Below are 13,698 nucleotides of genomic sequence, written 5' to 3'. Positions count from 1 at the left end.
GGCAGACCAGGGCAGCGGGGCGGCGTTGTCGTGCCGGGCAGGCGAGCGGGATACAAACGGGCGGCCACCGGAGAACCGGTGGCCGCCCGTCAGGGTGCACGAGGCGTCAGATCCCCAGGCTCAGGCGACGACCTCCTGGATGGCCGCGGCGAACACGCCGAGGGCGTCGCGCAGCAGGTCCATGTCGATGACCAGCGGCGGGAGCAGGCGCACGATGTTGCCGTACGTGCCGCACGTGAGGATCGCGACGCCCTGCTCGAGGCAGCGCGCGGCGATCTGCTTGGCGGCGTCCGGGTGGGGCTCCGTGGTGCCGGGCTTCACGAACTCGAGGGCGATCATCGCGCCGCGGCCGCGGAGGTCGCCCACCACGGGGGAGGACTCCGCCACGGAGCCGAGCTCCTCGCGGATGACCTTCTCGATCTCCCGCGCGCGCGCCACCAGATCCCACTCCTCGATGGCATCCAGGGCGCCGAGGGCCGCCGCGCACGCGACCGGGTTGCCGCCGTAGGTGCCGCCCAGGCCGCCGGGGTGCACGGCGTCCATGATCTCGGCGCGGCCCACCACGCCGGACAGCGGCATGCCGCCGGCAATGCCCTTGGCGAAGGTTACGAGGTCCGGCTCCACGCCCTCGTGCTCGGACGCGAACCACGCGCCGGTGCGCGCGATGCCCGCCTGCACCTCGTCCGCCACGAACACGGCGCCGTTGTCCTGGCACCACGTGGACAGCGCCGGGAGGAAGCCCTCGGCCGGGACGATGAACCCGCCCTCGCCCTGGATGGGCTCAATGACCACGGCGGCCACGTTCTCCGCGCCCACCTGCTTCTCGACCATGGTCAGTGCGCGCTTCGCGGCCTCGGCGCCCGTCATGCCCTCGGGGTCGCGGAACGGGTAGGACATGGGCACGCGGTAGACCTCGTTGGCGAACGGCCCGAAGCCCTGCTTGTACGGCATCACCTTGGCGGTCATGGCCATGGTGAGGTTGGTGCGCCCGTGGTAAGCGTGGTCGAACACCACGACGGCCTGGCGCTTGGTGTGCACGCGCGCGATCTTCACGGCGTTCTCCACGGCCTCGGAGCCCGAGGTGAACAGCGCGGTGCGCTTGTCGAAGGACCCGGGGGTCAGCTGCGCCATCTTCTCGCCCACGGCCACGTAGTCCTCGTACGGGGTGACCATGAAGCACGTGTGGGTGAACTTGGCCACCGCGTCCTGGACGCGCGCCACCACCTTGGGGTTGGAGGCGCCCACGGACGTCACGGCGATGCCGGAGCCCAGGTCCACCATCTGGTTGCCGTCCACGTCCTTGATCACGCCCCCGTCCAGCTCGTCCGCGAAGACGGGCAGGGAGGAGGCGACGCCGGCCGCGACGGTCTGCGCGCGGCGCTCGGCCAGTGCCTGGGACTTCGGGCCGGGAATGCTGGTCACCAGCTCGCGCTTCTGCGGAAGCCGGTACTCGATCTCTGCCATCTCTGATGGTCCTTTCGTGCTGCCCGCGGCGCTGCGCCGCGTGATGCGGTGCGGGCGGATCGGGCCCGCGGAATCCGGTGCGGGGATCAGGCCCAGGGGGAGGGCATGCCCATGTACTGCACGGTGGTGTACTCGGCAATGCCCTCGGCGCCGCCCTCGCGGCCCACGCCGGACTCCTTCACGCCGCCGAACGGCGCCGCCGCGTTGGAGATCACGCCCACGTTCAGGCCCAGCAGGCCGTACTCGATGCGCTCGCCGATGCGCAGCGCGCGGGAGATGTCCTCGGTGAACACGTAGGAGGCCAGGCCGTACTCGGTCATGTTGGCCAGGCGCACGGCGTCGTCCTCGTCCGTGAAGGTGGTCACGGGCGCCACGGGACCGAAGATCTCCTCCTGGAACACGCGGCACTCCTCGCTCACGCCGGTGAGCAGGGTGGGCTCGAAGAAGTAGCCGGGCCCGTCCACGGGCTTGCCTCCCACGACGGCGCTCGCGCCCTTCTCGAGTGCGTCCTGGACGAACTCGTTGACCGAGTCCAGGGCCTTCTTCTCCACCATGGGGCCCACGGTGGAGTCCTCGTCCAGGCCGTTGCCGGGCTTGAGCGCCTTGAGCTTGGCCGCGAACTTCTGCGAGAACTCCTCGGCCACGGACTCGTGCACCAGGAAGCGGTTGGCGGCGGTGCAGGCCTCGCCCATGTTGCGCATCTTCGCGGCCATGGCGCCCTCCACGGCCTTGTCCAGGTCCGCGTCCTCAAACACGATGAACGGGCCGTTGCCACCCAGCTCCATGGAGGTGCGCAGCACGTGGTCCGTGGCGGTCTTCATGAGCTGCTTGCCCACCGGGGTGGAGCCCGTGAAGGACACCTTGCGCAGGCGCGGGTCCGCCATGATCGGATCCGAGACGTTGGACGCGGACTTGGAGGACACCACGTTCAGCACGCCCGCGGGGATCCCCGCCTCGATCATGAGCTTGGCGAAGAGCTGGGAGGTCAACGGGGTCAGGCGCGCGGGCTTGAGGATCATGGTGCAGCCCGCGGCCACGGCGGGTGCCACCTTGCGGGTGGCCATGGCCAGCGGGAAGTTCCACGGGGTGATCAGCAGGCACGGGCCCACGGGCTTGTGGGACACGAACATCTTGAGGTTGCCCTCGGGCGTGGACGCGTAGCGGCCGTAGTGGCGCACGGCCTCCTCGGAGAACCAGCGCAGGAACTCGCCGCCGTAGACCACCTCGCCCTGGGCCTCCTTCAGCGGCTTGCCCATCTCCAGGGTCATCAGCAGCGCGAGGTCCTCCTTGTGCTCCTGGACCAGGTCGAAGGCGCGGCGCAGGATCTCGGAGCGCTCGCGGGTGCTCGTGCGGGCCCAGGACTCCTGGGCGTTCGCGGCGGCGTCCATGGCCGCACGCGAGTCCTCTTCGGTGGCCGAGGCGAGCGTGGCCAGGATCTCCCCGGTCGCCGGGTTCTCGACGTCGAACGTGCCGCCGTCCGAGGCGTCACGCCACTCACCGTTGATCAGAAGACCCTTGGGGGTCGCCTCGAGGACGGCGGAGACCTTGTCGTGGATGCTCATCTGTTTCCTTTCGGCGCGCGCCGGTGCGCGGCGATCTCGGGTTCGTGGGACGGGGCTGTCTGCGTTCATCGTATGCCCGGGCGCAAGGGGCGCCGGGCCCGAACCGTCCATTGTCCAGGGGGTGGACGCGTTCACCCCGATTGTTCTGGTTCGTGACGCCCGTCATGCTCACCACGGCCGTCGTCGGCGCTCCCGCGCGCCGCTCACCCGCGTCCCGGTACGACGCCGCACGGTGCCGTCCGCGACCGGCGCACCGCGGCCTCGTCGGCCTCTCGCCCTGGGTGAAACCCCTGCCGCGGCCGTTTGATGCGCCGTACGCTGGGGTCATGGCTTACGCAACCACCAACCCCGCAACCGGGGAGACCGTCAAGACCTTCGAGACCGCCACGGACCAGCAGATCCGCGACGCCGTGGCCCGTTCCGCCAAGGAGTACACCTCCTGGCGCACCGTTCCGGTGGCGGAGCGCGCGCGGCTCATGCACGCCATGGCCGGTCTGTACCGCGAGCGCCAGGAAGAGCTCGCCGCCCTGATCACCGAGGAGATGGGCAAGCCGCTGGCGCAGTCCGTGTCCGAGGTGCAGCTCGTGGCGGACATCTACGACTACTACGCGAACAACGCCGAGGAGTTCATGAAGGGCCGCACCTTGACGCCCTCCACGGGCGGCGAGGCCCGCGTGGTGCTCGACTCCACGGGTGTGCTGCTGGGGATCATGCCCTGGAACTTCCCCTACTACCAGGTGGCGCGCTTCGCCGCCCCCAACGTGATGCTCGGCAACACCGTGCTGCTCAAGCACGCCGGCAACGTGCCGCAGGCCGCGCTGGTGCAGGAGGAGCTCTTCCGGGAGGCCGGCTTCCCCGAGGACGTCTACATCAACATCTTCGCCTCCAACGAGCAGGTCGCGGACATCGTGATCCCGGACCCCGCCGTGCAGGGCGTGTCTCTCACGGGCTCGGAGCGCGCGGGATCGGCCGTGGCCGCCACCGCGGGCAAGAACCTCAAGAAGGTTGTGCTGGAACTGGGCGGTTCGGACCCCTTCATCGTGCTGGACGCCGAGAACCTGGAGCGCACCGTCAAGCAGGGTGTTCTCGGGCGCATGAGCAACAACGGCCAGGCGTGCACCAACGCCAAGCGCTTCATCGTGCTGGAGGACGCCTACGACACCTTCGTGGAGAACTTCGCCCAGGCCGTGCAGGGCGTGACCCCCGGGGATCCCATGGACCAGAAGACCTTCCTGGGCCCGCTGTGCGCCGTGGAGGCTCGTGACGAGATCATGGAGCAGGTCCAGGACGCCGTGGACAAGGGTGCCACCGTGCTCGCCGGCGGCAAGAAGCTCGACAAGCCCGGAGCATGGATGGAAGCCACCGTGCTCGCGGACGTCACCCCCGAGATGCGCGCGTACGCCGAGGAGATCTTCGGCCCCGTGGCCGTGGTCTACAAGGTCAAGGACGTGGACGAGGCCGTGGAGCTCGCCAACTCCTCGCCGTTCGGCCTGGGCGGTTCCGTGTTCGGCGCGGACGAGGCCGCCGCCGTGGAGGTCGCCCAGCGCGTGGACTCCGGGATGGTGTACGTCAACGAGCCCACGGGTACCGCCCCGGACCTGCCCTTCGGCGGCGTCAAGCGCTCGGGCGTGGGCCGTGAGCTCGGGCCGTTCGGCATCGAGGAGTTCGCCAACAAGAAACTGATCCACACCCCCAGGAAGAAGTAGTCGGCACAGGCTCTTCGAGACCGCCGCCCCCGCGCCGCTCACGGTGCGGGGGCGGCGTCGTCCCCGGGGCCGGCGAGGCCGCTGGAACCGGCGGACGACCAGGGCTCTCAGGCCCCGAGTCGGCAGTCCCGCGGTCCGCCGTGGGCGGCGTCGTTCTCCGGCTCGACGACGCCGCACGGCACCCGTCGCGGGCGGGCGTCAGTCCTCGCGCTGGTAGCGGATCTGGGAGCCCACCACCGTGGCCTCCACCACGGTGTCCCGCACGGCCTCCGCGTCCACGGTGAAGATGTCCCGGTCCACGCTCACGAAGTCCGCGAGCATCCCGGGGGCCAGGCAGCCCTTGAGGTTCCCCTCGTAGGAGGCGCGCGCCACGGCGTGCGTGTAATAGTTCACGGCCTCGGGGCGGGAGATGATCTCGTGCGGCTGCCACCCGCCCTCGGGAGCGCCGTGCCGAGTGCGCGTGATGGCCGCGTGGATGCCGTGGAACGGGTTGGGATCCTCCACCGGGGCGTCGGAGCCGAAGACCAGTTCGGCGCCGGCCCGCCGGAGGCTGTTCCACCCGTAGGCCACGAGGTCCCGGTCCGCCAGGAACCCGTTGAGGGGGATGTCCGTGGTGCAGTGCATGGGCTGCAGGGAGGCCGTGACCTCCAGCTCACGGAACCGGGGGACGTCGCTGCGCTTGACGTACTGTGCGTGCTCGATCCGGTGCCGCAGCCCGAAGGCCCGGGAGATGGCCTGGCTCTTCGCAATGGCGTCCAGGGCCTCCGTGGCGGCCTGGTCCCCGATGGCGTGCACGGCCGCCGCGATCCCGGCGGACGCGGCCATGCGGATCCAGTGCTCGAGCTCCTCGGGCTCCATCACGGCCATGCCGTGGTCCCGGGTGCCCGGCCACGCCTCGGACATGTGGCACGTGTGCGAGCCCAGGGCACCGTCCGCGAAGAGCTTGAGCGGTCCCATGGAGATCCACTCGTCACCGGAGTGGGTGCGGATCCCGCGCCGGATGAAGTCCTGGATCTGTTCCTGCCGCAGGATCTTGTGCACGCGGATGTCCAGCTCCCCGCGGTTGTGGAGCTTGCGGTAGGCCTGCAGGCAGTCCACGCCGTCGATGTCGTGGATGGAGGTGATCCCGCGCCTGAGCAGCTCGCGCTGGCCCAGGGGGAGGTAGCTGTCGATGTCCCCGGAGACGTCCGACTGCATGAGCCCGTCCCGGATGGGTATGGCCGCGGCCTCCTTGAGCACCCCGGTGAGCTCGCCGTTCTCGTCCCGTTCGAACTCCCCGCCGTCCGGGTCCTTGACGGTGCGGTCCAGACCCAGCTCCTGCAGGGCCCGGGAGTTCAGCCACAGCGTGTGCAGGTCCAGCGAGCTCAGCGCCACGGGGACGTCCGGTGCCACGGAGTCCAGCACGCGGCGGTCCGGGCGCTGCGGGGTGGTCCACGCGTTGATGTTCCACTGCCCGCCGAAGATCCAGGTGATGGACTCATCCGTCCTGGCCTTGGCCACGTACGGGCGCAGCACCGCCATGGCCTCGTCCAGGGACGTGCAGTGGCGCATGTCCGGCTCGATGAGCGAGCGGGAGTACATGGCCGAGTGGATGTGGCCGTCCCCCAGCCCGGGAAGCACGAACGTGCCGCCCAGATCCGTGCGCTCCGTGCCGAGCGGCGCCATGTCCTTCAGCTGCCGGTACTCGCCCACGGCCACGATCCGGTCCTCGGAGGTGAGGATCGCGTTCGGGTGCGGCATCTCGTGGGAGTGCCACTGGCCCCGGGGCGTCCACCCCGTGGCCGGGTTCATGGCGTGGACGGTGGCGTTGTGGAACAGGCGGTGCATGGGCGAACTCCTCGTGGTCTGCCGCGGTCGCGGACGTCCCCGGCGCCCGCCGACCGTGTGGCACCAGCCTACGTGGGCCCCGTGCGCGCCGGGGCACCGCGGGACGGGTGGCGGGGACGGGTGGCGACGGGGCGGCGTCGCCACCCGCGCGAGCCGCCCCCGCCGCTCCTGTTCAGCCCGTTCCTCCCGGATCTGCGCGGCCCTGGCCGACTGGACCTGTGATCCCGGCCGGCGCGGGCTCCGCTGCGCACGATCCCGAGGGCCGCTACATCCCGGGGAGCAGCTTCGCGCGGTCCGCGATCACGTGCACCACGGCCGGGATCCGGTCCTCGGTCACGGCCTTGACGGCCTCGGCGAGCACGCGCTCGATGTCCTCGTTGCTGTCCAGGCGGGCACCGAAGGCGCCGTAGCCCTGCGCCACGGTGGCGAAGTCCGGGTTCTGCAGCTGCGTGCCGGAGACCCGTCCCGGGTAGTGGCGTTCCTGGTGGCCGCGGATGGTGCCGAACTGGCTGTTGTCCACGATGATGATCAGCGGGTGCGCGCCGTACTGCGCGGCGGTGGCCAGTTCCTGCGAGTTCATGAGGAACTCGCCGTCCCCGGAGACCGAGAACACGAACCGGTCCGGCTGCTCCAGGGAGATGGCCACCGCGGAGGGCACCGAGTAGCCCATGGTGCCGTTGCGCACCGAGAACTGGCACGGGTAGTCCCCCTTGGGGAAGTACCGGTGCGCCCACGCCGTGTGGTTGCCGGAGCCGGTGGTGACCGCGGTGTCCTCCGGCAGGTGCGTGAGCAGCTGCTTCATCACGAGTTCCATGTCCGCGGTTCCGGGGGCGTTGTCGCCGGCGGTGTCGGGGATCCTCCTGAACTCGCGCTGCGCCCGCACGGCGGGTTCGCGCCAGTCCGTCCAGTCCGGGTGCTCGCTCAGCTCCAGGCCCTCGAGGGCAGCTCCGAAGGCCACGGGGGACGCCAGGATCTGTCGGGTGACGGCCCCGGAGTGCTGGCGCAGCGCGGCGTCGATGTTGACGATCCAGTTGTTCTCCGAGCGCCCCTGGCGCCTGCGGAAACCGTCGGTGGGGATATCCGAGAGGGTGCCACCCACCACGAGCAGCAGATCCGCGTCCGTGAGCACCGCCAGGGTGTCCTTGGTGCGGTTGTAGCCCAGTTCGCCCGCGGCGACCGGGGAGTCGTCCCGGATGCGATCCGCGGCGCGCCAGTCCGAGATCACGGGGATCCCGTGGCGCTCCGCGAACGCGGTGACCTGCCGGGACGCCTGCGGTGTCCACCGGGGACCACCCAGCAGGATCGCCGGACGCCGCGCGCTCTCCAGCGCGGTCCTGAGCTCCGCAAGGTCCTCGGCGCCCACGGCGCCCTCGGTCACGGGGATCGGGTCGACGACGGGGGCGTCCGTGAGCTGGGTGATGACGTCCTCGGGCAGACCCACCACCACGGGGCCGGGGCGCCCGGAGCGTGCCGCGAAGAACGCCTCGGCCACGTACTCGGAGGCACGGTCCGCCTCGTCGAGGACCATGACGCGCTTGGCCTGAGTGCCGAACCACTGGTGCGGGTCGAACTCCTGGAAGGCCTCCTTCTCGCGGTGGTTCACGGGCACCAGGCCCACGAACAGCACCAGGGCGGTGGAGTCCTGCCACGCCATGTGCACACCCACGAAGGCGTTCGACGCACCGGGCCCGCGGGTCACCATGGCCACCCCGGGCTCCCCGGTCAGCTTGCCGTGGGTCTCCGCCATGTAGGTCACGCCGCCCTCCTGGCGGCACACCACGTTCTCCACCCCGGACTCGTACAGCCCGTCCAGCACGTCCAGGAAGCTCTCCCCCGGAACGGTGAAGACGCGATGCACACCGTGGGCCTTGAGGGATTCGACGATCAGGTGGCCGGCCGACTGCTCGGGCATGGGGTTCTCCTTGTCCACGGTGTTCTGCGCCGTTCGTGCCCGGCCGGTGCGGGAGCGGCGTGATCCGTGCCACGTCCGGGCGGCGTTCCCCGCGATCCTATCGGCTGCGGGGAAAGCCGCAATCCCGCCCGGCCGCATTGCCGCCGCCGCGACACCGCCGCCCCGTCACAGCCGCCCGTGCACCACCTCGCCCCCGATCACCGTGGCGGTGACCGCGATGTCCTTGATGGTCGCGGGGTCCACGGAGTAAATGTCGTCGGAGAGCACCACGAAGTCCGCGAGCTTCCCGGGCGTGAGGGATCCCTTCAGGTGCTCCAGGTGCGAGGCGTGGGCGCTGCCCACGGTGTACGCGTGCACGGCCTGCGCCACGCTCACGCACTCCTCGGGAACGAACGGCGCCCCGGAGGCGGTGCGGCGGTTGACCATGTCGTGGATGTTGGCCAGGGGCGGGTAGTCCACCACGGGGGCGTCCGTGGACGCGGGCACCGTCATCCCGGCGTCCAGCAGCGACCTCATCCGGTAGCACAGCCGCGTGCGCCGCTCGCCCAGCGCCCGGGCCATGCCGTCCCCGAGCTCGTTCACGAACCGGCCCTGGGGCACGGGCACCACTCCCAGACGGGCCGCGCGCGCCACCTGCGCGTCGCTCGCGACCCCGAAGTGCTCGATACGGTGCCGGCAGTCCTCGCGGGGGAAGCGCCGCTGGGCCTCCTCGATGATGTCCAGGACCACGTCCACCGCGCCGTCACCGATGGCGTGCACCGCGAGCTGCCAGCCGTTCGTGTGCGCCGCGACCAGGCGGGCCTCGAGCCACTCCCGCGAGAACTGCAGGTACCCGGCGTTGCGGACCCCCGCGGCGGCGTCGGCGGCGTAGTCCTCCGTCATGCACGCGGAGCGCCCGATCAGCGAGCCGTCCGCGAGCACCTTGACCGCGCCGATCCGCAGCCACTCGTCCCCCAACCCGGAGCGCAGCCCCAGGTCCAGGCCGAAGGGCTCGCCGTCCCGGGGCGCGCCGTCGGAGGACGGACCCACGGGGTGCAGGGTGGTGAGGTAGGGCATCACCGTGGCGCGCACGCGCAGCCGCCCGGTGTCCCGGGCCAGCTGGTAGGCGGCCAAATCCGTCACGGACTGTCCCAGGTGCTCCGGGGCGCCCAGCCCCGGTTCGGTGACGGACGTGATCCCGGCGGCCACGGCGACGTCGCTCGCGGCCGCGATCTGCTCGGCCACCCGTTCGGTGGTCTTGGGCGGCAGGGCGGGGGAGACGATCGCCCGGGCGGTCTCCTCGAGCAGCCCCAGGGCGGCGCCGTGCTCGTCGAGCGGAACGCTGCCGCCCTCGGGAACCGTGAATCCCGTGCGCCCGGGATACCCGGCGGCCTCGAATGCCGCGGTGTTGACCACGGCCATGTGGCGGGAGTTGTGCCACAGCCACACGGGGTTTTCCGGGGCCACGGTGTCCAGCTGCTCGGCGGTGGGGTGCGCCCCGCCCAGGTAGTTCTGGTCGTAGCCCTGGCCCATGACCCACTCCCCGGGGCCGACCTGCGCCACCGCCTCCCGCACGGCCGTGAGCAGCTCGGTCATGTCCGTGACGGCCGCCGGGCGCAGGTCCGTCTGCACCAGCGCCTCGCCCAGCATGCTCAGGTGGCAGTGGGCGTCGTGGAACCCCGGGACCACGGTGGCGCCCCGCAGGTCCACGGTGCGGGCGAACACCTCCGGGGGCAGGTCGTCGTCCAGGCTCACCACCCTGCCGTGGTGGACTCCCAGGCCGTGCACCAGGGGCCGTTCGGGGTCCTGGGTGTGAATGCTGCCGTTGACGTAGCTGACGTCGAGAGCCATGGCGGTGCCGTCCTCGTTCTCGTGGGCGCGGTCCGCCCGGCGGGTGAGCGGGTCCCCGCCGGACGGTCGCCGAGCGGCGGAGGACCTCGGCCCATCGTCCCCCGCGGCAGTGGCCCGTGTCACCCGCGCGCGCGGGCCGGGCCCATGGCGGTCGCACCTCGACGCCGTGAGCTCGTGGCACCCGCACGCGGGGCCGCCGCGGGTCCGCGCGGCGGCGCACCGTCACCACCCGGCGCCCGCCGGGCAGTACCCTCGGGGGCAACGCAGTGCGTTCCCGGCCACCCCCGCGGGAACCGGGCGGGCCCTGGGCCTCTCACGCGGACGTACTTCCTCTCGTACTCAGGAGAACACCATGCCCTTCGATCCCAAGGCACCGGCCACCGGCCCCATGCCCACCTACCAGGACAGGGGGGACCAGGGGTACAAGAAGTCCCTCGGGAACTTCCAGATCCAGATGATCGGCATCGGCGGTGCCATCGGCGTGGGTCTCTTCCTCGGCATCGGCGGGCGACTGGCCACCGCGGGCCCGGCCCTCGTGCTGTCCTACCTGGTGGTCTCCGTGGTGGTGTACCTGCTCATGCGGGCCCTCGGGGAACTCGTGATCCACCGCCCCACCACCGGCGCATGGGTGTCCTACGCCCGCGAGTTCGTGGGCGACCGGTTCGCGTTCATGACCGGGTGGATCTACGTGGCGCTCTCGGCCGTGGCCGGGGTGGGGGAGATCGCGGCGCTCGCGGTGTACGTGCAGTTCTGGTGGCCCGAGATCCCCGGGTGGATCCCGTCCCTCGTGGCGGCCATGGTGATCGTGGGCTGCAACCTGCTGAGCGTGAAGCTGTACGGGTTCATCGAGACCTGGGCGGCCCTGATCAAGGTGGTGGCCATCCTGCTGTTCCTGGCGGCGGGCATCATCCTGGTGGTGGCCGGCGACGTCTTCAACGCCCCCACCGTGGCCTCGGTCTCCAACATGTGGAGCGGCGGGTTCGCCACCCACGGTGTGCTCGTGCTGGTGGTCGTCATGACGGGCGTGGTGTTCTCCTTCTCCGCCATCGAGATCGTGGGCGTCTCCGCGGGTGAGGCCAAGGACCCCGAGAAGTCCATGCCCAAGGCCATCAACTCCGTGGTGCTGCGCATCGCGCTGTTCTACATCGGCTCCATCCTGGTGCTGTCCATGCTGCTGCCCACGGACGAGTACTCCGGCAAGGAGTCCCCCTTCGTCACCGCGCTGTCCTCGCTGCACATCCCGGCGCTCGCGGGCATCATGAACTTCGTGGTACTCACCGCGGCCGTCTCCGGTGTGAACGCCACGCTGTACGCGTGCGTGCGGCTGCTGCGCAACCTCGCGGCGCACGGGCAGGCCCCCGGGGTGATGTCCAAGGTCTCCGGGCGCGGCGTCCCCTCCGGCGCCCTGCTGTGCATCTTCGGGTTCGACCTCGTGGGCATCGTCCTGATCTACCTGCTCGGTGCCGCCGACGCCTTCGAGGTGGTCCTCAGCGCGTGCTCGGTGTTCATCCTCTTCGGCTGGATCTCCATCTTCGTGTCCCACCTGGGCTACCGCCGCCAGGTCTCCCGCGGGCTGCTCCCGGGCGTGCACTTCAAGATGCCCGGCGCGCCCGTGACCAACTGGGTGTGCCTCGTGTTCCTGACCGTCCTCTCGCTCTACATCATGTTCGACTTCTCCAACCCGCACTGGTACTTCAGCCTGCTGGCGGGTGTGCTGATCCTCGTGGCCACGAACATCGGCTACGAGTTCTCCAAGCGCCACGTGGCCAGGAACGGTCTGCCCGAGCTGCACTCTGCGGGCAGCGAGGACTCCGTGCCTGCGGTGGATCCAGACGACGCCACGGCATCCCACGGCGCGCAGGCTCCGGACGCGGAGTCCACGCCAACGGACGGCCGCTGAGCGGCGTCGTCGGCCCCCGCGCGGCGCGTGCGGTCCGCCCCCGGAGCGGGGCGCGGGCGCCACGGGTGCGGACGGCGTCGAACCCCGGCGGCTGCCACTATGGTGGGGCACTGAGAAAAAGGACGCCGGTGCCAACGGCGCCGCGATGCTGGAGGTCACCATGGACAACGTGAACAACCTGCCGTCCGCGAGCGTGGACGAGATTCCCGAGGGCGCGCCCGTGCTGGACGTGCGCGAGCAGGACGAGTGGGATGCCGGGCACATCGACGGCGCCCAGCACCTGCCGCTGTCCCAGCTGGCCGAGCGCACCGAGGAGGTCCCCCTGGACCAGGACGTGTACGTGATCTGCCGTTCCGGCGGGCGCTCGCTGCGCGCCACGGCCTACCTGGCCCAGTACGGCTACGACCCCGTCAACGTCCTGGGCGGCATGGGGGCCTGGGCGGACGCCGGCAAGCCCATCGTGTCCGAGACCGGGGAAACGGCGCGCGTGCTGTGAATGCCGCCGCCTCCGGCGTGGCCTCGGGTCCAGGGGATCCGGGGCCACGCCCGCGTCGGTACGCCTTCCTCGGTCCCGAGGGGACGTTCACCGAGGCCGCCCTGCTGCAGGTCCCGGGGACCGACGCCGCCGTGCGCACCCCCATGGGCTCGGTGCCCGCCGCGCTGGCGGCCGTGCGCGAGGGGCGCGTGGACGCCGCGGTGGTGCCCATCGAGAACTCGGTGGAGGGCGGGGTGACCGCCACTCTGGACGACGTCTCCTTCGGCGCCGAGCTGCGGATCCTGCGGGAGATCGTGGTGCCCATCCGGTTCGTGCTCGTGGCCCCGGCGGGCACGGAGCTGGCGGACGTGCACGCGATCTCCACCCACACGGTCGCGTGGGCGCAGATCCGGCGCTGGGTGGCGCAGCACCTCCCGGACGCGGACTACGTCCCCGCACCCTCCACCGCGGCCTCCGCCGTGGCCATGCTGGACGGAGCGGGCGGCGTGAGCACCGAGGGGCTCGGCTACGACGCCGCCGTGTGCTCCCCGGTGGTCGTGGCGCAGCACCCCGAGCTGCACGTGCTCGCGGGGGACATCGGCGACAACACGCAGGCCGTGACCCGGTTCGTGCTCGTGGCCCGCCCGGACGCCCCCATGCCCGCGCCCACGGGCGCGGACAAGACCTCGCTCGTGGTGCCGCTGTGGGAGGACCGCCCCGGTGCCCTGCTGGACATCCTCGAGCAGTTCTCCACCCGCGGCGTGAACCTCACCCGCATCGAGTCCCGCCCCACCAAGGCGCACCTGGGCGACTACTTCTTCTCCGTGGACATCGACGGGCACATCCAGGACGACCGCGTGGCCGACGCCCTCATGGGCGTTCGCCGGATCTGTCCCCGCACCCGGTTCCTCGGTTCCTACCCCCGCGCCGACCAGCGCGCGGTCCCCGTGGCCACCCATCACAGTGACGCCGCGTTCATCCAGGCCCGTTCGTGGGTCGACAACCTGAAAGGACAGTGACGT

General features: G+C 71.2%; 9 protein-coding genes. 4 read left to right on the top strand and 5 right to left on the bottom strand.

Going from position 1 to position 13,698, the window contains the following annotated elements; all coding sequences use genetic code 11:
* Positions 1-120 precede the first annotated feature (120 nt).
* Positions 121-1,464, bottom strand: coding sequence for a 4-aminobutyrate--2-oxoglutarate transaminase (gene gabT, locus C1C97_RS10745; RefSeq protein ID WP_110919991.1), 1,344 nt, complete (start codon positions 1,462-1,464; stop codon positions 121-123).
* Between the two features lie 86 nt (positions 1,465-1,550).
* Positions 1,551-3,026, bottom strand: coding sequence for an NAD-dependent succinate-semialdehyde dehydrogenase (locus tag C1C97_RS10740; RefSeq protein WP_110919992.1), 1,476 nt, complete (start codon positions 3,024-3,026; stop codon positions 1,551-1,553).
* 326 nt (positions 3,027-3,352) lie between these two features.
* Between C1C97_RS10740 and C1C97_RS10735 the strand changes: the two genes are divergently transcribed.
* Positions 3,353-4,732, top strand: a complete 1,380-nt coding sequence (locus C1C97_RS10735) for an NAD-dependent succinate-semialdehyde dehydrogenase (RefSeq protein WP_121031898.1) — start codon at positions 3,353-3,355, stop codon at positions 4,730-4,732.
* 198 nt (positions 4,733-4,930) lie between these two features.
* Here C1C97_RS10735 and C1C97_RS10730 read toward each other — a convergent pair whose 3' ends face one another.
* From C1C97_RS10730 to C1C97_RS10720, 3 genes are all read right to left on the bottom strand, one after another.
* Positions 4,931-6,559 carry an amidohydrolase gene (locus C1C97_RS10730; RefSeq protein WP_121031787.1) on the bottom strand — a complete coding sequence of 543 codons (1,629 nt, stop codon included), beginning with the start codon at positions 6,557-6,559 and terminating at the stop codon, positions 4,931-4,933.
* A gap of 265 nt (positions 6,560-6,824) precedes the next feature.
* Positions 6,825-8,471: a thiamine pyrophosphate-dependent enzyme gene (locus tag C1C97_RS10725; protein WP_121031785.1), complete on the bottom strand. Its 1,647-nt coding sequence runs from the start codon at positions 8,469-8,471 to the stop codon at positions 6,825-6,827.
* 165 nt (positions 8,472-8,636) lie between these two features.
* On the bottom strand, positions 8,637-10,301 hold the full coding sequence (locus tag C1C97_RS10720; protein ID WP_121031783.1) for an amidohydrolase: 1,665 nt from the start codon (positions 10,299-10,301) through the stop codon (positions 8,637-8,639).
* A gap of 352 nt (positions 10,302-10,653) precedes the next feature.
* Between C1C97_RS10720 and C1C97_RS10715 the strand changes: the two genes are divergently transcribed.
* The 3 genes from C1C97_RS10715 (at position 10,654) to pheA (ending at position 13,695) form a co-directional block, all read left to right on the top strand.
* Positions 10,654-12,201, top strand: coding sequence for an amino acid permease (locus C1C97_RS10715; RefSeq protein ID WP_233542891.1), 1,548 nt, complete (start codon positions 10,654-10,656; stop codon positions 12,199-12,201).
* A gap of 160 nt (positions 12,202-12,361) precedes the next feature.
* Complete coding sequence (locus tag C1C97_RS10710) at positions 12,362-12,697, top strand: rhodanese-like domain-containing protein (protein ID WP_110919998.1); 336 nt, start codon at positions 12,362-12,364, stop codon at positions 12,695-12,697.
* On the top strand, positions 12,694-13,695 hold the full coding sequence (pheA, locus tag C1C97_RS10705) for a prephenate dehydratase (RefSeq protein WP_110919997.1): 1,002 nt from the start codon (positions 12,694-12,696) through the stop codon (positions 13,693-13,695). The genes C1C97_RS10710 and pheA overlap by 4 nt, the downstream gene beginning before the upstream one ends.
* Positions 13,696-13,698 lie beyond the last annotated feature (3 nt).

The sequence above is a fragment of the Kocuria tytonis genome, assembly GCF_003226895.2.
GTDB lineage: Bacteria > Actinomycetota > Actinomycetes > Actinomycetales > Micrococcaceae > Kocuria > Kocuria tytonis.
The sequence above is the reverse complement of the archived record's forward strand: the minus strand, read 5'-3'. Positions and strand labels throughout refer to the sequence as shown.

Bases quoted from the DNA above. Each gene is read 5' to 3' on its own strand.
- C1C97_RS10725 (WP_121031785.1), bottom strand. From the start codon at position 8,471: ATGCCCGAGCAGTCGGCCGGCCACCTGATCGTCGAATCCCTCAAGGCC.
- C1C97_RS10735 (WP_121031898.1), top strand. From the start codon at position 3,353: ATGGCTTACGCAACCACCAACCCCGCAACCGGGGAGACCGTCAAGACC.
- C1C97_RS10740 (WP_110919992.1), bottom strand. From the start codon at position 3,026: ATGAGCATCCACGACAAGGTCTCCGCCGTCCTCGAGGCGACCCCCAAG.
- C1C97_RS10715 (WP_233542891.1), top strand. From the start codon at position 10,654: ATGCCCTTCGATCCCAAGGCACCGGCCACCGGCCCCATGCCCACCTAC.
- C1C97_RS10710 (WP_110919998.1), top strand. From the start codon at position 12,362: ATGGACAACGTGAACAACCTGCCGTCCGCGAGCGTGGACGAGATTCCC.
- gabT (WP_110919991.1), bottom strand. From the start codon at position 1,464: ATGGCAGAGATCGAGTACCGGCTTCCGCAGAAGCGCGAGCTGGTGACC.
- C1C97_RS10720 (WP_121031783.1), bottom strand. From the start codon at position 10,301: ATGGCTCTCGACGTCAGCTACGTCAACGGCAGCATTCACACCCAGGAC.
- C1C97_RS10730 (WP_121031787.1), bottom strand. From the start codon at position 6,559: ATGCACCGCCTGTTCCACAACGCCACCGTCCACGCCATGAACCCGGCC.